Annotated in this window: 27 protein-coding genes; 5 read left to right on the forward strand and 22 right to left on the reverse strand. The window is 45.5% G+C overall.

Features of this window, described 5'->3' with window-relative positions; all coding sequences use genetic code 11:
• Positions 1-2 precede the first annotated feature (2 nt).
• On the forward strand, positions 3-623 hold the full coding sequence (locus tag K6Y21_RS04415; RefSeq protein ID WP_233070557.1) for a YopT-type cysteine protease domain-containing protein: 621 nt from the start codon (positions 3-5) through the stop codon (positions 621-623).
• 126 nt (positions 624-749) lie between these two features.
• Here K6Y21_RS04415 and K6Y21_RS04420 read toward each other — a convergent pair whose 3' ends face one another.
• From K6Y21_RS04420 to K6Y21_RS04480, 13 genes are all read right to left on the reverse strand, one after another.
• Positions 750-1,214, reverse strand: a complete 465-nt coding sequence (locus K6Y21_RS04420) for an ABA4-like family protein (RefSeq protein ID WP_233070559.1) — start codon at positions 1,212-1,214, stop codon at positions 750-752.
• Entirely contained in the window at positions 1,211-1,705 is a 495-nt protein-coding gene (locus K6Y21_RS04425) for a hypothetical protein (RefSeq protein ID WP_233070561.1), read from the reverse strand. The genes K6Y21_RS04420 and K6Y21_RS04425 overlap by 4 nt, the downstream gene beginning before the upstream one ends.
• Before the next feature lie 197 nt (positions 1,706-1,902).
• Positions 1,903-2,661, reverse strand: coding sequence for a substrate-binding periplasmic protein (locus K6Y21_RS04430; protein WP_233070562.1), 759 nt, complete (start codon positions 2,659-2,661; stop codon positions 1,903-1,905).
• A gap of 204 nt (positions 2,662-2,865) precedes the next feature.
• Entirely contained in the window at positions 2,866-3,264 is a 399-nt protein-coding gene (locus K6Y21_RS04435; protein ID WP_233070563.1) for a hypothetical protein, read from the reverse strand.
• Between the two features lie 76 nt (positions 3,265-3,340).
• The gene (locus tag K6Y21_RS04440) at positions 3,341-3,757 is read right to left on the reverse strand and encodes a hypothetical protein (RefSeq protein WP_233070564.1); all 417 of its coding nucleotides are present in this window, start codon (positions 3,755-3,757) and stop codon (positions 3,341-3,343) included.
• Between the two features lie 53 nt (positions 3,758-3,810).
• The gene (locus tag K6Y21_RS04445; RefSeq protein ID WP_233070565.1) at positions 3,811-4,230 is read right to left on the reverse strand and encodes a hypothetical protein; all 420 of its coding nucleotides are present in this window, start codon (positions 4,228-4,230) and stop codon (positions 3,811-3,813) included.
• Between the two features lie 53 nt (positions 4,231-4,283).
• Positions 4,284-4,700: a hypothetical protein gene (locus tag K6Y21_RS04450; protein ID WP_233070566.1), complete on the reverse strand. Its 417-nt coding sequence runs from the start codon at positions 4,698-4,700 to the stop codon at positions 4,284-4,286.
• A gap of 57 nt (positions 4,701-4,757) precedes the next feature.
• Positions 4,758-5,528: a hypothetical protein gene (locus K6Y21_RS04455; RefSeq protein ID WP_233070567.1), complete on the reverse strand. Its 771-nt coding sequence runs from the start codon at positions 5,526-5,528 to the stop codon at positions 4,758-4,760.
• A gap of 72 nt (positions 5,529-5,600) precedes the next feature.
• Entirely contained in the window at positions 5,601-5,852 is a 252-nt protein-coding gene (locus K6Y21_RS04460; protein ID WP_233070568.1) for a hypothetical protein, read from the reverse strand.
• A 6-nt stretch (positions 5,853-5,858) separates the two neighbouring features.
• Positions 5,859-6,245, reverse strand: a complete 387-nt coding sequence (locus K6Y21_RS04465) for a hypothetical protein (RefSeq protein WP_233070569.1) — start codon at positions 6,243-6,245, stop codon at positions 5,859-5,861.
• Positions 6,246-6,377: 132 nt separating this feature from the next.
• Positions 6,378-6,881: an imm11 family protein gene (locus K6Y21_RS04470; protein ID WP_233070570.1), complete on the reverse strand. Its 504-nt coding sequence runs from the start codon at positions 6,879-6,881 to the stop codon at positions 6,378-6,380.
• Positions 6,882-7,082: 201 nt separating this feature from the next.
• Complete coding sequence (locus K6Y21_RS04475; protein WP_233070571.1) at positions 7,083-7,721, reverse strand: hypothetical protein; 639 nt, start codon at positions 7,719-7,721, stop codon at positions 7,083-7,085.
• Positions 7,722-7,799: 78 nt separating this feature from the next.
• Positions 7,800-8,057, reverse strand: a complete 258-nt coding sequence (locus K6Y21_RS04480) for a hypothetical protein (protein ID WP_233070572.1) — start codon at positions 8,055-8,057, stop codon at positions 7,800-7,802.
• Between the two features lie 195 nt (positions 8,058-8,252).
• Between K6Y21_RS04480 and K6Y21_RS04485 the strand changes: the two genes are divergently transcribed.
• Positions 8,253-8,429: a hypothetical protein gene (locus K6Y21_RS04485; RefSeq protein WP_233070573.1), complete on the forward strand. Its 177-nt coding sequence runs from the start codon at positions 8,253-8,255 to the stop codon at positions 8,427-8,429.
• Positions 8,430-8,555: 126 nt separating this feature from the next.
• Here K6Y21_RS04485 and K6Y21_RS04490 read toward each other — a convergent pair whose 3' ends face one another.
• The 6 genes from K6Y21_RS04490 to K6Y21_RS04515 are packed head-to-tail and all read right to left on the reverse strand — an operon-like array spanning position 8,556 to position 13,601.
• Positions 8,556-9,758 carry a tetratricopeptide repeat protein gene (locus K6Y21_RS04490; RefSeq protein ID WP_233070574.1) on the reverse strand — a complete coding sequence of 401 codons (1,203 nt, stop codon included), beginning with the start codon at positions 9,756-9,758 and terminating at the stop codon, positions 8,556-8,558.
• A gap of 3 nt (positions 9,759-9,761) precedes the next feature.
• The gene (locus K6Y21_RS04495) at positions 9,762-10,496 is read right to left on the reverse strand and encodes a TonB family protein (RefSeq protein ID WP_233070575.1); all 735 of its coding nucleotides are present in this window, start codon (positions 10,494-10,496) and stop codon (positions 9,762-9,764) included.
• Positions 10,497-10,901 carry an ExbD/TolR family protein gene (locus tag K6Y21_RS04500; RefSeq protein WP_233070647.1) on the reverse strand — a complete coding sequence of 135 codons (405 nt, stop codon included), beginning with the start codon at positions 10,899-10,901 and terminating at the stop codon, positions 10,497-10,499.
• Positions 10,902-11,450 carry a MotA/TolQ/ExbB proton channel family protein gene (locus tag K6Y21_RS21390; protein WP_233070576.1) on the reverse strand — a complete coding sequence of 183 codons (549 nt, stop codon included), beginning with the start codon at positions 11,448-11,450 and terminating at the stop codon, positions 10,902-10,904.
• 1 nt (position 11,451) lies between these two features.
• On the reverse strand, positions 11,452-12,834 hold the full coding sequence (locus K6Y21_RS04510; protein WP_233070577.1) for a MotA/TolQ/ExbB proton channel family protein: 1,383 nt from the start codon (positions 12,832-12,834) through the stop codon (positions 11,452-11,454).
• Positions 12,831-13,601 (reverse strand): DUF3450 domain-containing protein, encoded by a 771-nt coding sequence (locus K6Y21_RS04515; protein ID WP_233070578.1) that lies wholly within the window; start codon positions 13,599-13,601, stop codon positions 12,831-12,833. The genes K6Y21_RS04510 and K6Y21_RS04515 overlap by 4 nt, the downstream gene beginning before the upstream one ends.
• A gap of 368 nt (positions 13,602-13,969) precedes the next feature.
• Between K6Y21_RS04515 and K6Y21_RS04520 the strand changes: the two genes are divergently transcribed.
• The 3 genes from K6Y21_RS04520 to K6Y21_RS04530 all read left to right on the forward strand — a co-directional run bounded on the left by K6Y21_RS04520 (position 13,970) and on the right by K6Y21_RS04530 (position 17,157).
• Complete coding sequence (locus tag K6Y21_RS04520; RefSeq protein ID WP_233070579.1) at positions 13,970-15,517, forward strand: FAD-dependent oxidoreductase; 1,548 nt, start codon at positions 13,970-13,972, stop codon at positions 15,515-15,517.
• 99 nt (positions 15,518-15,616) lie between these two features.
• The gene (locus K6Y21_RS04525) at positions 15,617-16,108 is read left to right on the forward strand and encodes a C40 family peptidase (protein ID WP_285229715.1); all 492 of its coding nucleotides are present in this window, start codon (positions 15,617-15,619) and stop codon (positions 16,106-16,108) included.
• Between the two features lie 176 nt (positions 16,109-16,284).
• Positions 16,285-17,157, forward strand: a complete 873-nt coding sequence (locus tag K6Y21_RS04530; RefSeq protein ID WP_233070580.1) for a DMT family transporter — start codon at positions 16,285-16,287, stop codon at positions 17,155-17,157.
• A gap of 49 nt (positions 17,158-17,206) precedes the next feature.
• Here K6Y21_RS04530 and K6Y21_RS04535 read toward each other — a convergent pair whose 3' ends face one another.
• The 3 genes from K6Y21_RS04535 to K6Y21_RS04545 are packed head-to-tail and all read right to left on the reverse strand — an operon-like array spanning position 17,207 to position 19,655.
• Positions 17,207-17,746 (reverse strand): hypothetical protein, encoded by a 540-nt coding sequence (locus K6Y21_RS04535; RefSeq protein ID WP_233070581.1) that lies wholly within the window; start codon positions 17,744-17,746, stop codon positions 17,207-17,209.
• 3 nt (positions 17,747-17,749) lie between these two features.
• Entirely contained in the window at positions 17,750-18,340 is a 591-nt protein-coding gene (locus tag K6Y21_RS04540; protein ID WP_233070582.1) for an OmpA family protein, read from the reverse strand.
• Positions 18,330-19,655 (reverse strand): TolC family outer membrane protein, encoded by a 1,326-nt coding sequence (locus K6Y21_RS04545; protein WP_233070583.1) that lies wholly within the window; start codon positions 19,653-19,655, stop codon positions 18,330-18,332. The genes K6Y21_RS04540 and K6Y21_RS04545 overlap by 11 nt, the downstream gene beginning before the upstream one ends.
• Positions 19,656-19,669: the final 14 nt, after the last annotated feature.

The following is a 19,669-nucleotide window of genomic DNA, read 5'->3' on the forward strand; positions in this document are numbered from 1 at the left end:
AAATGAAAATAGAATACCCTTTCTCACAAAGCCAGCTTATTGATGCCACCGGTTTTCAGTATCCAGAAGGTGTTTGCCAAGGGCTGGTGGTGCAATGGTTAATCTCCATCAAAAAAAATGATAACAAGCAGTATTGGAAAGATCTCAATGGTAGTTTAGAAAGCGCCCCAAATGTACCTTTACTCGGCAAAGGCTATGCTCGACAAGCGATAGAACACCAAGGCGATTACGCATACAATTTTAGGGCCCAGCAAAGCGACGTTTACAGCTTAATTATGCTCAAAGAAGATAAGCTCACCTTGAACCAAGCCGAAACCATAACCAATCCACATCAGGGTGCCTTTACCCCCATAGGTAAAACGGCTATCTCAGATTCCGTGCTCGATGCATCGGGGCGATATTCATTACTCACCATCGCCAGTGCAGAAGCCGCACATGCCATCGGCATTCATAGAACATATGCTCTTTTTGGCAAAGGCAGTGAGGTGCAACTATTCGACCCTAATGTTGGAGAGTACCACTGCAATGGCAAAGATGAGGTGCAACAATGTTTGAGCCAATTAGCCACCTTTTACCGAGGCGGATTAAACAGTTACTTTAAGCTTCAAGTGTTTGACAGTTAACCCCTTTAAACCCCGTTTGCAAATTAACACAGCGCGGCCCATGTTCAGGCCGCGCTGTGGATTAAAGTGCTAACAAGCTGACTTAACCTCCATTTAGGTTAAAGATAGCGCTGTTCTCAAGGTTGCTTAGGGAGTACCGCTTAACCTTTGGTGGCCAAATCGGTGTGAGCCCATCCCCGTTAACATAAAGTAAAGCAGTAGCCCAACTGGGCCAACCATAAAGGTGAATGGCAAGCACAAGTACAATGGCCATTTGGCTCGGTTTGCGCGGGTCACGTCATCAATCATCCAGCGCCCTATAAACAAATCGAACGCCAAAAAATGAACCCAGCCAGCCGCCAAATTGCCCGGCGAGTCAAATAACAAGCCAACATTTTCCAAACTGTTATAGTTGCCCTGCGGCGCACTGCCCCAATACAGCAGCAGTAACACCAGGTACAAAATACACAGCACCAAAGGCAAAATCCGACCGCCTAAAAACAACAGGCCGTGGTTGAAATGACTCGCCATCGGCAGCAGGCTTGCGCCTAAGCAGCCCCAGCCAAGCAGCGCCAAGGTGTTGCTTAAATCAAATGCTAAGTTAGCTGTCATGACGGCACCTTTGAGGTTTCATTTGCAATCACCACGGCTTGTTGGCCGTATTTCACCACCTTACCACCGTGTGCCTTGGCATAACCTTGCGCCTGTTCGAATGAACTAAACCAGTGGCTAAGCCTAGTCACGCTATAGCCTTGCTCATACAAACCCGATGCCAATGGCGTGGCCATATTAGCCAGCACAGGTCGATACTGCTCCCAGCTAGGGTAACCCGCTTCAATGGCGAGCATTCTTAGCACATGCTTGCGTTGGATGTGTTGGCGAGCCTTAAACAGCTCCACCAGCGATTGGTTATAGCAGACACCCGATTGGTACAAACGGCGCAACACGGGCATGGCACTGGCCACACTGCCCTGTTTGGCGGCGCGGTGTAATAAACGGCCTTGGTGTAACACGGCGTCAACAGCCGGGGTAGTGTGTTTTTTTCGGTCAACAGCAGGCTGACCCTTTGAACTTAAATCAAGATTGGATTTTTTATCGCGCATACAAACTCCATCATCATTAGGCCATTCTCGTTAGGGGCCAAACATAGAGCGTGCAAATTGATAGATGAAAACAGGTGGAAAACTTTCACGAGGTGGGCGTCCTGTCAGCCCGTGCATAGACTAACAAAGAGGTAAGCAAAATGTAAAATCTAATTTTGCCCGATTTCACGCAATGGCGAGCCAGACGGATTAAAAAATCACTCGTTTGGCCGTGATTGACGCTCAAAATAAGCATCAATAATGCGCTGATAGCGGCCATCTTGTTTCATTTTAACGAGCTCGGCATCAAATTTATCGCGTAGCACACTCAGCTTATTTTGTTTGGAAAAGGCGATAAAGCTCGCCACATTTTCTAGCTCTGGCCTAAGCTCGGTAATAGCATCGACCCCTGCCATTCGGCTAGCACTGTACAAAGCGCCGTAGCGATGACTTACCAACAGCCTCACTCGCCCCGACAATAGCAACGCCATCGCCTTATCACCTGAATAGGTCAGGCGAATATTGGGTAATTGCCCAGAAGCCACGGCTTGATCAAAGGTTTTGCCGTAACTCACCTTATGGACCGCCGCTATCATGTGCGGGGCTAACTCGGCCAATTGACCCTGATAGGCAACTGGGGTATCTGATTTAGCATAAAGGGCGATCACCTGAGGCAGCAAAACCTCGCGGCTGTAATCCAAAAAAGTTTCTCTTTCTGGCGTTTTAAACACGGTAAAAATGCCATCGGCTTTGCCCGTTTCAACGTATTTTAACGATCTAGCCCAAGGCAGCACCGAGATTTGAATGGGCTGTTCTAAGGCATCGAATACCTCTTGCACAAGATCAACAGCAATGCCTTGCACCTGATTATCGACTTGATAAGCATAAGGAGGGTAATTGAGGGTAACCAGCTCTAGCGAGGCGCTATGAGTAAGGGCGCTGAGAAAAAATAGCAAACAAGCCAGTTTGTTCATCATGACTACCCGCGCTCACCTCGCCCTACTCTATGGATAAGCATAGCCGATCCCGAGACAATGATGCGTGAGTATCAAGTTGCCTAAGGTGGCCACTCACTTAGGCATGCAGTAAGGATTAAGCCAACGCGTGAGGGTAACAGCAGGCAAGGATGCAGGTGGAAGTATAGGTTGGTGATTAACGCAATCTGCGCCACTTTCCTTCTGTTAGGTTTTCCAGACACTCTCCGCTGAGAGGATTTCTATTTCATCACAAGTGAAACTGATTCTATCGTCTTCATAGTCAAATATCTCAAAATTGATATTTTCAAGACCATCATCACCACGATAATCAATATCAAACCCCATGATTTGTGTATCACCACTAAATTGATATAAATTTAGGCTGCCCACACCACTAAATAGAATCAAGCAGCGCACCATTTTACTGTTATAATCTGGCCAAACTTTCCCTCTTGGTTGACAAAGCGCTTGCATGGCTAAATCAGCCCTGAAATTTGATGGGTTGGTTGTCAGATTCATTGCTTCTACTATGGCCAAATCTCCTGGTGTCCATGCTTGATTTGTTATCGCTTCAATTTTATCTAACCCTTTAATTTCATTCATAACCAGCTCCATCAAATAGCAATACCCGCTTAGCTCTGACTTAGCAAATAAAAGCCTAGCCCTGTTTTCAAACGACCTAATTTAACAATGACAAGGGGCAATAAACAGTAACACCTCCCGATTCTTCTTTGCTCCCATCAGGGTTAAATTTGTATAAGAAAAATAGGTTAACCTCCCCCCCATACGCATAAAGAGTCAAACGAAAGCCTGACGGTAAATACATATAATAAATTCTACTCTCTCCAGAATTCCTCCTTTTAGCGCTAGGCCCTCTATAGTTCAATAGACACGTGTAAAAGTCACCCAGCTTTCCATCCTCTAACTCGCCACTCCATTCTTCACTTGTGCTTAATTTATACGGCGTTTCTTCATTAAACCTATCGAGTTCAACTAAAAAATCATCCGCCGTCCAGAATGAGTAAAAAACCTTAACAAATATAAAAGCACCAACTATCAATGCAATGTTTAACTTTGTTTTTTCTGTTAACTTCATAAACACCTACATCTACAAACTATTCCTTTCGCCCTACCTTGGTTTGTAACACTCTAATTTAGTAATGATAAAGGGCAATTAACAGCAACATGTCCTGATTGCTCTTCTTTACTGCCATTAGGGTTCAGTTTAAGAATTTTGAATGAGCTAACCTCACCCCCTGATGTATTCAAATTTAAACGAAAATTTGATGGTAAATACACATAAAAAAATATACTGTCACCAGGTTTCCTCCTTATCGAACTAAGACCCCTATAGTTCAATAGACAGGCGTAAAAATCACCAAGCTTTCCATCTTCTAACTCTCCATTCCATTCTTCACTTGTGCTAAGTTTATACGGCGTTTCTGCGTTAAACCGATCGAGCTCAACTAAAAAATCATCCGCTGTCCAAAATGTATAAAAAACTTTAACAAATATAAAAACAATCAATACCAACGCAATATTAAACTTTGTTTTTTCTGTTAACTTCATAAACACCTACATCTTCAAACTATTCCTTTCGCCCTTCCTTGGTTTGTAATACTCTAATTTAGTAATGACAAAGGGCAATTAACTGCAACACCACCAGATTGTTCTGCTTTACTTCCATCAGAGTTGAACTTAAACAAAAATAGTTGATTGACCTCACCTCCAGAAGTATGCAGGGTCAAACGAAATCCTGATGGTAATGACACATATACCGTTTTACTGTCGCCAGGTTTCCTCTTCACCCAAGCAATATCTCTGTAGTTCAATATACAGGTGTAAAAGTCGCCAAGCTGGCCATCCTCTAACTCGCCACTCCATTGCTCACTCGTACTTAATTTATAAGGCGTTTCTGGGTTAAACCTATCGAGTTCAACTAAAAAATCATCCGCTGTCCAGGATGAATAAAAAACATTGGCAAATATAACAATACCAACTATCAATATAATGTTAAACTTTGTCTTTTCTGTTAACATAAAAACCCAAAATTAAAAACAATATATTACCGTGCCCTATTCTTCAGTCCTGCACTCCTACTCTATTTTTGGAAAAATATCTAAACCTGAAAAATCATGAACACCAGATTTATTATAGGGCACAACTACCTTAAATGAGTTTCGAGCTGATAGGCTGTATACTGAATAGCCTGCATATTTTTTGGAGTCTCGGTAGTCAGCACTATAGATATCAACCCTACCTGGAGTATGTTTACCATTATCACCGGGCAGCAATAATTTTCGAGGAGGTTGAGGAGATGCGAATTCATATTGCTCGACATCTATATAAACAGAGTAAAAATCATCAACTGATATTGATAGATCACAATAATCCTCCCCCTTAACCACATTCGTTACAAATTGATACCAAAAATCATCTTTATTACTAATTTCTTCAAAAGCATAACTTGCTACATTTTTCGGGTTGTATACAATCAGGTAATTCTTACCCAAATCAAATTCCTTTACTACACCAAAACCTTTGCTATATCTAAGCACGCCCGTACTTAAAACCCAAAAAACAGGATTTTTATGTTCAGTAAAGGTCGAATCCTTCCCTTTATAAAAAGTGATATCTCGTGAAACTATAGGAAACTCAATAAACCGCACCCAATTATCACCACGTAGATTTTCAATCACACTAAATTCATATTCAATGGTCTCATCTTTCTCTTCTCTGCCAACAACCTTAACCAAAGAAACAACATCAGCACTTAATATGTATTTCGCTTTATAATCTACTTCACTAGGACACCCCGCATGAGCAAATAAAGGAAGAAGAAAAACAAACACAAAAAGCTTAACCATTATTAACTTCACTTTACAAAACCAATAAAAACCACTAAAAGATGGCAAGCTACAATAATTACAGTAGCCCCACTAACATTTCAAGTTATCAAGACGCTTATTTAATGATTCAACCATACTATCAAAATTCCTAGACGACACTTCAGTCATAGTAATACCGTGTTTGTAGAAGTATTCAAAATCATTTTCAAAGACCTTGTAATCTTCACCATTATTCACAACAACATTTTCATTTAAAAACAAAATCGCATCCAAAACCTCATCATAATCACCAAAGTACTTAGCATAATTATAAATATTACCAGGAAACCTTTCCTTCTCCATACTTTTTTATAGATATACTTTGGAAGTAGAAACGTCACCCAAATCAGAGTATATCTTAGAGAGCATATACAGACTCAATGAGGAGCTAAACTGTGAGACAAACCTTATCAATTTATCTTTTTCATAGTTATCACCATAAAAACAATCATACGCAAGAATCACAGCCGCTATTTCCGTATTTTCACTGTATAACATATCCCTTAAAACATCGTGCTCTAAGTCATGCTCAAAGACATACCATGAAAAAAAGCATAACTTCCCGTGCTCTGTCAGCTCACCTTTTTCATAAGCAGTATAAAGACAATCAAAAACTTTATTAACATCCATACTTTCATGGTCAGCAAGTACACTGTTACTGCGGTTTTTAAATACATCTCGCCTCACTGTTTTCACTCCTTATTTCCATCACCATTATTAATTACAACACTTTAAAAATCATAGTTACACCAATAATCATTACAGCGCAAACAAGAAATTTTTAGTAACAAGTGGTCATACCTTTAATGAAAATGGCCTATCCTGTTTTCACACACACTCATGTGGCAAATAGAATCCCTTGCAACCATGCTCAATCAACAATTCTGCAAGTTCATCACTTACAAGAAGGTGTAATAAATAATTAACATCTCGAGCGATTGAAAAATCATCATCTTTATATACAAGGGAGCTAAACCCCATAATATCTTTTGTTCCAGTTACAAAAAAACACTTAGATTTTTGTTTATCAAGGACATCTACAACCTTCAAAACATTTACTATATAAAAGTCATCAGAGACTCCATCAATAGCTTCTACCCTAACTTTAACAAACTGTATCTCATCACTAAATCCAGAAAGAAAACCACATATAGATTCATTCACTAAGGGAGCTATTGTTCCATTTGCAAGCTGTAAACCATTCAAACAACTTAACTTACAGTTAAACCTAAAAATAGGAATTACATCGCTACTAAAGAGGGTTGCCTCATTAAAACAGTCAAAGCCAAAGCAACTTTCATTTACAAACTCTCCGACCATATTTCTTTCCACATCGGGATTATTCCAAATATATATCATTCTATTTAATCCAATCCCTACTCACCGAGTTCAATGCTCTCCCCCCTGTCCTTAGCATTTGCCTTTCACGCGCAATGATATTAGAAACTTAACTATAAAAATCTCTATCCTGCATTTCTTCTGAAGACACCTTAGGCTAAGGCACCCTACTAATTAATTACCTGCACTATCTTTTCAATTTTTCCTCAGTTCAAAAAGACGTTTATTTAAGGACTCAATCATACTATCAAAATTCCTAGGCGACATTTCACTCATAGTGATACAGTGTTTGTTGAAGCATTCAAAATTATTTTCAAAGTCCTTGTTAATTTCACCATCACTCACAACAACACTTTTATTTAAAAATAAAATTGCATCAAGCACCTCATTACAACCCCCAAAGTACTTTGCATAATTATAAATATTATTAGGAAAACATTTCTTTTTCATGCTTTTTTCAAGATATACCTTTGCAGTAGAAACATCACCCAAGTTGAAATATATTTCAGAAAGCATAAATAGGCTCACTGAGGAACTAAACCGCGAGACAAATTTTATCAACTTTCCTTTTTCAAAGTTTTCACCATAAATACAGTCATACGCCAGAATCACAGCTGCTATCTCCGTATTTTCACTGTATAAGATATCCCTTAAAACATCGTGATCTAGTTCATACTCAAACACATACCATGAAAAAAAGCACAATTTCCCATGCTCTGTCAGCTCACCTTTTTTATAAGCAGTATATAGACAATCAAAAACTTTATTAACATCCATATTTTCATGGTCAGCAAGCACACTGTTGCTGCGATTTCTAAATACATCACGCTTCACTGTCCCCCCCCTTATTTCCACCACCACTTTTCACAACTCAACACCACCACGTACGATTTTCCATTCAGCCATATTTACTCACCACTTCCAAAGAAAGATAAATACAACTAAACCTGAAACCAAAGCTGAGAAAAAGTAAGCATAGGCGATCCCCCTAGCTGTTTCCCATTTTTTACCAAGAGGAATAACAACGAAAAACGGACATAAAAATAAAATAAGGTACACAATCGGATTAAACTGAAAAACAAGGATCAGCGATACTGTAAAAATCACTAAACAAGCTAGAAAGGGAGTTCTTGAAACTGTCTTGCCAAACACTGTTAGCTTATTCTTCATACTTAATGCGCCTTAATAATATTTCGATGACAAAATTAACGCCTATTTTGCTGCTTTTTAGTCAGCTCGGCGTCCAATCCATCACCTAGCAATAAAAAGTGAGAGTCTAAACATACACAGTTTTTCATCAATACAACTTAGGCTAGCTGGCGAACAACTAGATTTAAGAAACCAAGCTAAACCTGATTAGGGATTATGACAACCACAATGCGGGCAGTAAGAAGCACGCGTGCCCTTATGGCATTGGCGGCAAACATTGGCGCGGGTTATGAGCACAGTGAAGGCGCCGCAGCAGGACCAAAGCAATACATGGCGATTCTTTTTATGGGCGGCGATGGCGCAGATCAGTGCAAAGTAGACCCCACCAGCTAAAACGTATTCAGTCAAAGTCACCACCAAGTATAAAATTTTAGTCAATTAAATATTATCAGCTGGATAAAAGCAACTGGGTTTTGGTTACTTGGTTTGAGTTGCCTGATTTTAGTTACCTAGTGAAATCTACAAGGTCTTGCTCGCTGGGTCTTCTAACTTATTTTCTAATAAGGCAACCCAGTTGCTGGCTTGGCTCGCTGTGGTCTGTTGTTGCTGGGCTTGGCGGGCATATTGCAGTGCTTGTTGATATTGGTTTAGGGCGTAGTAAGCTTGAACCTTAGCCAAGGCGACCGAGCCTTGGGTGGCAGCAGGTAGCGAATGGCCAAGGCTTTCGAGTACCTTAATGGCTTGCTGGTGATCTTGAGCCAAGCTGTATAAGGAAGCCTGCTGCATATAGTGCTTAGCAAGGCCTGTTTGCGCCGCTACCTTACCCCATACCTTAGCGGCGCGCTGGTATTCGCGGGCTTGCTGCCAGTAACCCGCCAGCTCGGTTAAATTGCTTACATTGGCATCGAGTGAACCGTTATCCAGATGAGCAGCAAGCAAATTAGCCGCTTGATAGGGCAAGCCGGCATTGGCGCGCAGGCGCGCTAGGTTTTGTAGCTCCCTAGCGCCTTGTAGCATATTGGCTTGGTACGCGATTTCTAAGGTACTAAGGGCACGTTTATGGTCGTTCATTTGCAGATAAACCGACGACAACTGCTGCCACCAGCGTTTGTTATCGGGCTGGTGTTCGGTTAAGCCTTGTAACACCTTAGCGGCATTGGCCAACTGGCCAAGCTGATAATAGCCATTTAATAGCATCAGCTGGGCCGACTGATTAAATACCTTGCTGCGTTTGATGCCCAATTGCGCATGGTTCACCACATTTTGCCATTGCTCCAGCTGGTAATAGGCTTGGGCCATATGCAGGTAATAATTAGCGTCTCGCTGGCTTTTATCCACCTTGCGATAATGCTGCAGGGCCTGCTTGGCTTGTTGCTCTGCAAGATAAAGATCGGCCAACATGCGCTGGGTTTGCGATTGCTCAAGTGGCGGTAAAGCTTGCTCGGCCACCGCCTCACTCAAGCTGCGTAGTGCGGCCTTGGGTTGGTCTAATAACCAATAAAGATTACCCGTAAAACGCTTAACATAGGCGGTTTCAAATCCCGCCTTGGGCGAGGTTTGTTTTAGCACCTGTAGCGCTTTTTGATATTGCTGCTGCTGATAAAACTGATGCGCGGGTTTAACCTGTTTTGCCAAAGCAGCACTTAAGGCCGTTTGGCTCGCGGCATTAGCAAGGGCGAAACAGCTGCTCACTAAAAGCAATAAGGTTAAGATCCATTTCATCGTTTATTGCCTCATTTTAAACTCAAAACGCTGACGCTGCTGGGTTTGCATTTGAGCTTTACCATCCACAATTAGCGGTTTGAACTTCCATTTTTTCATCGCTTTTTTCACCGCTTTTTCAAACGTACGTTTAGGTTTAGCTTCAATGATTTTTACATTAATCGCTCGCCCCGATGTGCTGATATCGTAACTTACGATCACATAACCTTCTTTACCTCGCCTTTGCGCCCTGATGGGAAAATCGGGCTCCACGCGATGCAAGGGCACCGCCATGGTATCGCCTGCACTGGGCTGAGTAATAGGTGCCGGTACTGCCGCTACTGGCGCACTGATAAGCTTGGCAACAGGCTCACTAACGACCGGCTGAGTGACGGCTTGCGGGGCCGGTTTAGTGGGCTTGGCAACCACATTGGGCATGCTGATGGCCACGGCGCTCATTTGCATGGTTAAATTAACCTTCGGCGCTTCGAGTTTAGCGGCCACGGGCTTAGGTGTTTGCGGTTTAACTTGTGGCTGGGCCACTTGCTGCGCAGCCACAGGTTGAACTTGAGGCTGAATAGGCTTTTGCCTGATCTTACGCTCACTGTGCTCTTGCTGCTCTGACATCACCAGATCAAAATACGGCGTTGGCTCAGATTTAGGTAAGGCGCTGAGATCTTTATAAATCAGCCCCGCCATAAAGATAAACAGCGAGAAAGCAACGATGGGCGCGCCAATAAAGGCCAGCAAAATGCGCATCTAAGGCTGCTCCGCCGCAACCGAGATTTGTTTGATGCCCGCTGATTTCGCCGCGTCCATCACATTCACCACCACGCCGTGGCGCGCTTGCTGATCGGCTTGGATCACTAGCCCCACTTCACCGCGCTCGGCCACCACGCGCTCCAGGGCTAATTGCACCTTTTGCACATCCAGTTGTTTTCTATCGAGGTAAATCTCGCCGTTTTCTTTAATGGCAATAAACACGCCCGCATTTTTTTGCTCTGTAGCCGACGTGGCACTCGGGCGATGGACTTCGATCCCCGACTCACGTACAAAGGAAGTGGTGACAATAAAGAAAATCAGCATGATAAACACCACGTCCAACATAGGCGTGAGATCGATTTGCGCATCGTCTTCGGGTCTAACTCGTCTTCTTCTCATGATTTAATTTACGACCAATTGTTGGGAAAAGCGACTTAACAGCACCTTGCTGCGTCGCTCTAACCGTGAATACACTAATAATCCAGACAAGGCACACACCAACCCCGCTAGGGTGGGAATGGTGGCCATGGAAATGCCCGATGCCAATAGCTTAGGGTTACCTGTGCCGTGGACGGCCACCACGTCAAACACTTGGATCATGCCAGATACTGTGCCAAGTAGCCCCAGCAAGGGGCAGATTTTGATCAAGGCCGACAGCAAAGGAAAGTGCCGCGTGAGGGCCAGCTCGGCCTGACCTATCATGGCTTGGCGAATAAATGGGTCTTGCCAATGCTGCCCTTGCTTGCCCTGTTGCTCAAGCAATTGCTGACGCTGCTGCCAACGCGCTAACCAATGCTGTTGCAAAGGGTTAAAGCTAAGCCAGATAAAATAAGTCCGCTCCAGAATCAATAACCATAACAGCACCAATACCGCGGCGATGGCGTACATGACGACACCACCAGCGCGGATAAATACGCTGACTAACTCAATCGAGTTATCAATTTCAATCACGTTAACCCGCCTGTAGCTGCGGCGCACGCTGGTTGACTGGCAGGGCTGACTGAGTTTGCCCGGCTTGCATTTCGGCTTGCTCGGCAATCAGACCTATGCTTTGCTGCTCAAGTAAGATGATCAAACGATTGGCGCGGCCATGTAAAATGCTATGCAGTAACAACAAAGGCAAAGCAGCTACTAAGCCCATAACGGTGGTGATCAAGGCCATGGAAATGCCACCGGCCATCAGTTTCGGGTCGCTGGTGCCAAACACGGTAATGGATTGGAAGGTGCCTATCATGCCGGTGACCGTGCCTAATAAGCCCATCATGGGTGCCATTGCCGCTAAGATTTTTAGAATGCTGTTGCCGCGCTCTAGTGCCGGCACTTCGCGCATCACGGCTTCGTCTAATTTTAGCTCTAGCACCTCGGTGGGACGGTCTTGGTAAGCCAAATACACCGCCATAATGCGTCCTAATGGGTTGTTCTTGTTAGCTGCGCCTTGTTTGGTCTGACGGTGGATAAGCAGTGATACCTTAGTTAGCCGCACCGCTCGCACTAGGGCGATAATCAAGCCTAAGGCTAACACCGCCAAGATACAGTAACCTATCACGCCGCCTTGTTGGATCCGCTCGCCTAAGGTTGGCGTTTTCGCTAATAAGGTCAGTAGCTCGCCCTTGGCCGGATCAAAGTAAAACGCCTGCGGTGCACTCTTGCTCGCATCCCAACCACCTAAAGCCGCAGCCGCTCGGCCTGATACCGGTATGTGCACTAGGCCACCGGTTTGTTCATCTCGCAGCAGGTACGCGCCGTTACTCGCTAAATTAAAGCTACCAAAACGGGTCACGGTTTGGCTTTCACTTACGCCAGCAGGGCTCGCCACTTGGCTGCTAAATTGCGCCACTTTGCCCGCGGCGGTCATATCTTGTAGCAATAAGAACCAAAGCTGCTCGAGCTCGGTTAATGAAGGCAAGGCTTTGCGCTTGGCCAAGTCATTGACAAATGGCGCCCGCTCTGGGTATTGGCTGGTGATCAAAGCGCTTGCAAAATCCTCTGACACTTCGCTGGTCACTTGACGTACCACACCGAAGACTTCGCCCAAATTATCAGTGGCTATGGCTAAGCTTTCTTCTAGCTCGGCTAAGGTTTGCTCTTGTTGGTCAAACTGAGCGTTTAAGGCATCCGTTTGCGCCTTGATCACTTGGTGCTCGGCTTGGGCTTTGGCCAACTGCTCGCGCCAGTAGGCTAAATCTTTGCTGAAGTCGGCCTTGCGCGCGTTATCCACCTGCTGGTTTTTGGCTTGCTGGGCTTTAACTTGCTGCAATAAATCGTCGAGTTGATTGGCTGCGGCCGTGTTCAACAGGAAAAATCCAATGAATAGCAGCCCGATAACGGTTCTCATTGGCTCACCTCCGCAATCAAAGGTAAGCGAATTAAGTCAGGAATAGCGGACTTTTTGGCAATCTCGATGGCCTGTTTCACATCCGCGCCATAGCTGGCATCCACTTCTAACCACACGCCATTTTGCTTATCCCAGCTCCACACTTGCTTGCCATCAAGAGATAAAGCCACCAAGACTAAGCGGCCCAAATAAAAGTAATGCACGGTGCGCGTGGTCTCACCTAAGGTTAACTCGCCTTGGTATTCACCGATTTTACTGCCGTATTCGGCTTCAATTTGGTACGCGGTCAAAATACGGCGGTATTTTTCCGCTTCGGTGATGTCCGCTTGGGTCATCATTTGCTGCAGCTGCGCAATTCTTTCTTGTCTTTCTTCGGGTAAGAAAGGCGTATCGAGGGCAACAAACTGCGCCAGCTTGTCTAGCATCTGCGTCATCAAAGGCACTAAGCCTTGGCGCGTTTCTTTCACGTCGATGATTTGCTGCTCGTAAGAGGCAATCTCTTGGCCTTGGTCTTTAACTAGCTCACTAAGATAAAGGTTATATTGGGCCAATTGCTGCGCTTCACTTTGTAGCGCATTTACTTGCGCGATAATGGCCTGTTTTTCATCATCCAGGTTGTTTATGGTCTGCTGTGCCTGTTGGCCTTGCTCGACGTCTTTTAGCGCCTGCTGCTGAACTTGACTGACACTGGCAGCAGTTGCAGATGCACTGATAACCAGCCAAGCGATGCCTAACGGCAACCCTTGATTTAAAATACGGCGATACAACAAAACGACCTCGATTTAGCAGTGATAATGGAATAATTGATAACAACTCTCTTATGATAATGAATCTCATTAGAGTTAACAATCAAAAACATGCTTATTATAATCTTTTATTGTAGCCAAGTCGGCTGGTTAAATAATCAGCATTATTTGGCCTTCGAGAGCAGCCAGTTTATTCCAACATGAGTAAGCTATGACTAAGCCATGACTAAACCGTGACTAAGCCGTGATTTGCTCGTGATAAAGTCACATACATGGTCTGATCCATTTTCATTGACTTCGCGTATTTCAATGTGAGCTAGAGCACAGTAGAATGGCTCTAACCCAGTACTTCGAGATAGCATCCAACACATAGGAACAGAGCGTCCGTTATGGCCAATCATATCGCTGACAACACATCACATCTGGCAACGGTGGGTATCATTGGGGCCGGTGTCGCAGGCTCAACCATTGCCTTGCGTCTTGCTGAACTAGGTATCAAAACACTGCTGATTGAACGCGGTGATGGTTTGGTAAACGGTCCGCCTATGTGTCATTTGCACGCGGGGGGAAATCTGTACCGTGAAATCAGCGATCAGCAATGCTTAAAGTTACTTAAGCAGTCGATTGAAACCCTTCGAATCTATCCTCACTGCGTGAATCAGCGCCCGACCGTGATTGCTGTTCCGACTCAAGATCCCGGCGATCCTAGCGATCTGATGCCAAGGCTGCATTTACTGCGCGATGAATATCAGCGCATCGTGGCCGCAGACCCACTGAACCAAGTGCTGGGCCAACCAGAAAACTATTTCACTTTATACCAGCGTGAAGATTTAGACCGCCTTGCTCTGTGTCCGACTCCGGTGCAGCCTAGCTCAAATGACGATTGGATGATCCCTATCGCCAAGCAAGTGGATCTCGACAAACTCAAATTCCCACTGGTGCTCGTTCAGGAATACGGCCTGAGCTCGTTGCGCATCGCCGCCACCGCCAGCTTAGCATTAGCACAACTGGAATGCGCTCAAGTACTCACTAATACTCAAGTGACCCAAGTAACGCCCAATCAAGATGGCTGGTTAATTGAATCGCAAGGTAAGCAAGGCGTGCAGCAATATCAGGTCGATTACCTCGTTAATGCCTGCGGTTTTCGCACTGGCTCTGTTGATGATATGGCCAAGTTTTCACGCCAACGTATGGTGGAATTTAAGGCGGCCTATATTGCCCGTTGGCCTGAGCCTAACGCCGTTTGGCCCGAAGTAATTTTTCATGGTCAACGCGGTACACCTAAAGGCATGGCACAATTGACGCCGTATTGTGATGGCCATTTTCAGCTGCACGGCATGACCAAGGACATTACCTTGTTTAACGGCGGCCTAGTTCATTCAAGTACGGCGAGCTCACAGCCTAAACTCCCCGATGCCTTAGTGAATAAAATTATTCACCAATGGCCGATGGATGTATTAAAGCAGCGCACCGAGCAAGCCGTCGATCATGTTAGCCAGTTTGTGCCGAGCTTTGCCAGTGCTGAATTTGGTGGTAAGCCTTTGTACGGCGCTCAGCAAATACCCGGCGATGATGCGGACTTACGCGCGGCGGCGGTGTCATTTGAGCCACACCATTACGCCCGCGCTGAAATCGTCAAAGCCTCTTCGGCCCTGACCGCTGCGGATCAGATCTTGGCGAAGCTGACGGAATTGGATCTTGTTAGCCCTTGCGACGCCGCGCCGCGCGAGGCCCAGTTTACAACCACTTTAGGCCTAGCACCTAAACAAATTACTCAGTTGGCTATGGAGTTAGCCATCGCCCGTCAGTACCCACCAGCCTTAGCTTTGCCCTATCACGCCGCGTCCAGCCGTGACCAAGCCGCTAACACATCAGGTAAGCCAAGTTATTCCAGCATTCATGCTGAAAAATCAGATCTAACGCGCGTTTTCGCATAAAAATAGCGTTACTGTAGAACTTTTTGCTAAAATCGCGGACTCATAATGAGTTCGTGATTATTTATTTTCAAAGCTAATGATTTTTCAGGATTAATTTTTATGGTATTGCGTTCAACCAAAGCACTGGCGCTCGTTGTGGCCTTGCTTTTCCCCTCCTTGGCATCAGCCAATGCCGATATGATCGATTTTGCTCGCCAATATAAGGGCACCGAGTACGTTTGGGGTGGCACCACTCCCGATGGCTTTGACTGCTCCGGCTTTATTCAATATGTCTATAACGAATTTGATATCAGCATCCCTCGCACCACACGCGCTTATCCCAGCCTGTTTGATCGCGAAGTCCCTTTAAATGAAGCTCGAGTGGGTGATTTAATTGTCTTTACCGGCACCGATGCCAGTATCCGTCGTCCGGGTCACGCAGGCATCATCAGCGAGATCGACGATGGCAAGTTGATGTTCTTACATAGTTCGTCTTCGAAAAAACATTTTGGTGTTTCTGAGACCAACTATTATAAGAGTGGCTACCCTAAGCGATTTTTAAAAATTATTCGTATGACGGATAACGAAAGCGACGCTGACATCAGCAGCTAATCCCTACTAACATCTTGCCTCCTTGTATAAGCTGTAAAATGTTAGCTCTGGGAGGCGAGCTTGCTCGGCGAAAAAGCCCTCAACAAAACAAGCTTAAGGCTAATTCCACCCAATCCCATGATGGTCGCTATGGGTGCGATAAGTTATGATAGACCTTTTGCTCTGTGACCTTCTTTATGCCTGCTTTATTGCCCAATATTCCTATTAGTGCCCGTTTTATGCTGCTGTCGGCCCTTGGCTTTGCCATTATGTCGGCCTGTGTGAAATTGGTTAGCCAATATCACATTCCGGTATTAGAAATTGTGGCGGCGCGGGCACTGGTTTCCTTGCTGCTGAGCTACCTAGACGTAAAACGCAAAGGTATTTCGCCTTGGGGTGAGCAAAAAGGCTGGCTATTTGCCCGTGGTGCGGTGGGAGCGTTGGCATTAATCTGCGTTTATTACTCCATTGCCACCTTGCCGCTGGCTGAGGCTACCTTGCTGCAATATCTGCACCCCGTTTTTACGGCGTTGATTGCCCTGCTGTTTTTAAAAGAGCCGATACTGCATTCCACTAAACTTTGTATCTGCCTTAGCTTAGTTGGTTTGGGGATAATGATAAGCCCGGGATTGGGACTCGATCCTGCTGCAGGTTTGCCTTGGTTTAGTATTGTTATCGCCCTGCTGGGCGCCTTTGGCAGCGCCGTGGCTTATGTTATCGTGCGCAAGTTAAGTCGCACTGAAGACAGCTCAGTGATCATTATGTACTTCCCGCTCATTGCACTGCCATTGTCGTTAATATTGCTAGGTGACGATTTTGTGGTGCCGCCACCCGAGGCGCTCGTGCTTTTACTGTTTGTCGGCATTTTTACTCAGGTGGGACAGGTCGGTTTAACCAAGGCCATGCAGTCTGAATCGGCCAGTAAAGCCACGGCTTACTCTTATGTGCAGGTGCTGTTTTCTATGTTATTTGGCTGGCTGATCTTTAGTGAGCTGCCCTCTATCTATAGTTGGATAGGTGGCAGCTTTATCTTGATGGGCGCGTTAATTAACGTGTTGTGGAAGCGTTAAACACTAAGGGGCCGAATCGGCCCCTTATTTAATACAAACAGTGTTCTTATCAGCGATAGCCCCCTTCAAACTTGGCGCTATTGATACCTAAGGTCACTAAATTGGTTTGGCTGATAACCGCAGGGGCAGCCAACCAGCCTTGCTGTTGCCAGCGCTGTTTATCTAGCCCTGCTAAACGTGCGCCCAGTTCAATGCCGAGCTGGCCCGTTTGGCCGCGATTCAAATACAAATAAAGCAGTGGCTGACCCGCACGACCCGAGAAGAGTTCGGCTTGTTCGGTTGGCGTCGGCTCATTTTGTTCAGGCTTTGCTGCGAGTAACAAACGTAGTGGTTTTTCCCCAAAACGCTGCACATATTGGGCAACCTGTTGATCGCTCCAAACCTGCGAACTAAGCAGACCATCGATTTCACCTAGGATCATCGCATCGACATCCCCAGCCACCAGCTGCCATTGGCCGTTATTTAATTGCGTATCCGGTGCTAATTGGGCTATGGGTAATGGTGTTGTGTTGGCCAGTTGCAGTGCCTGTGCATAAGCACCACTGATACCACTCAATACCAAACAGGCCGTAATCAATTGACGTTTCATGGCTTATTGCTCCTTGATTTGGCTATTGGCAAACACGTCCCAAGCCTGCTCAGCTTGAAATTCCCCGTGGCTGATGACGGCAATGGTGCGACGCTGACGCTGCTTTAAATATTGCGTCAACTTGGTTTGCTCAGAGAACACTTGGCTAGCAATGCGCTCCCTTGATATCCCCGTGGCCACCAACGCATTGGCAATAGCTTGATTGCGCCTTTGTGCTAACGCCGTATTATATTCAAGTGAGCCTTCTGCGCTGGTATCACCAATTAAGGTTAGGCTCGCTTTGCTGTCTTCGCGCAGCCAATCGGCTAATTGGGCGACCTTAGCCAAATCCTCTGATTTTAATTGCGCTTTATCGTAGTCAAAATGAAATACCAGTCGATTCACTTCCCTGTGCTGATGCCAAATCGCACAACCTTGATCATCGACCTTAGCTTGAGTCGGCGTATCTCGACATAGATCCCGTTGATTGATCACGCCGTCTTTATCTTGGTCGCGCAAATCATCAATTTGATAACGCTGCACTTGCAGATCGGCCATTTGCACACACCCTACTAAGGGCAGCAGCATGAGTCCCACTAACCATTTATTGTTCATCACGGATCACCTCTTGTTGCCATTGCTCAGGATAAGCCAATCTAAGTGCATAACCTAACCGGCCAGTGGCATTCAGTAAGCGATAACTCGCCAAGCGTTGGCTAAAATGGGTTTCGATGTAATTTTTACGCGCTAAAAACACTTCTACCTTGGCATCCAACACATCTAACAGTGAACGTCTGCCCAACTGGAACTGCTCAATGTAGCCTTTTTCAGCCAATTTAGCGGCGTCGACATTTTGTTGCAGATATTCGATTTGTTGGCGCTGTAAATCCCAAGCGTTCCAAGATAACCGGGTGCCTTCGGTCACTTGCTGCTCGGTGCGTAGGCGTATCGCACGCGCTTGCTCTTTACGCCAACTGGCCGCTTCGGTTCGCGCCGTGGTTTCACCGCCACTGTAGAGATCATAACTGACGGTCAGCATGACTCTGGCGTCACTGTCTTTGCCTTCAAAGCCACCGATATCATCATTGCGATTGGCGTGTAATTCAACATTGACCTCGGGATAAAAATCGGCTTTTTCACGCTGTAATTCTTGTTTCGCTGCCGCCATATCGGCAATCGCGGCCTTAATTTCGGGATGACTGTCCAGCGCTAAGCGAATCGCCTCTTGCTCGCTGCGAGGTAATAATTGGCTATCGACTTGCGGCTCGATCAACTCGCCAGCATCCGCCCCCACTAATTTGTAAAACTCAACTTGCTTATCGAGTAAGTTGTTTTTCGCCGCCACTAAAGACGATTTTGAGGTGGCCACACGCGCTGCAATTTGGGCCAGATCGGAGCGGCTACTTAAGCCTTTACTTTGCCTGTCTTCGATATCGCGATAGACATCCAAATGATCAGCAACATTACTTTCGGTTAATGCCAGTAGTTGCTCGGCTTTCAGCAGATCAAGATACACCCGCGCCACATCAAGGGCCAAGTTCTCCGCATCCGATAACAAGGTCAAGCGCTCGGCTTCAGCCTCAAAACTCAAACGTTCTACTTCAGATTGGGTATGAAAGCCTTTAAAGACATTTTGCGTTGCCTTGATACCCAGCTCTTTACGCGTCAGTTGCTCATCGATTTTTTGGCCCGAGGAATATTGGGTATCTTCATAACCCACCGCACCGTACAGATTAACCTTAGGGTAGTAGCCCGCCTCAGCGGCACGGCGATCTTTTAAATACGCGGTAAAAGACGCGTATTGCTGGGCAATGATGGGGTTATTGTCGATGGCACTGGCGACCGATTGCTCAAGGGTCAACGCATGACTTGAGAGGGGGATGCACAATGTTGCGCTCAGCGCTACGCTAAGCAATGACATAGACCGCATAGTTTATTTCCTTA

Source organism: Motilimonas eburnea, assembly GCF_021295345.1.
GTDB classification, from domain to species: domain Bacteria; phylum Pseudomonadota; class Gammaproteobacteria; order Enterobacterales; family CBDFNC01; genus Motilimonas; species Motilimonas eburnea.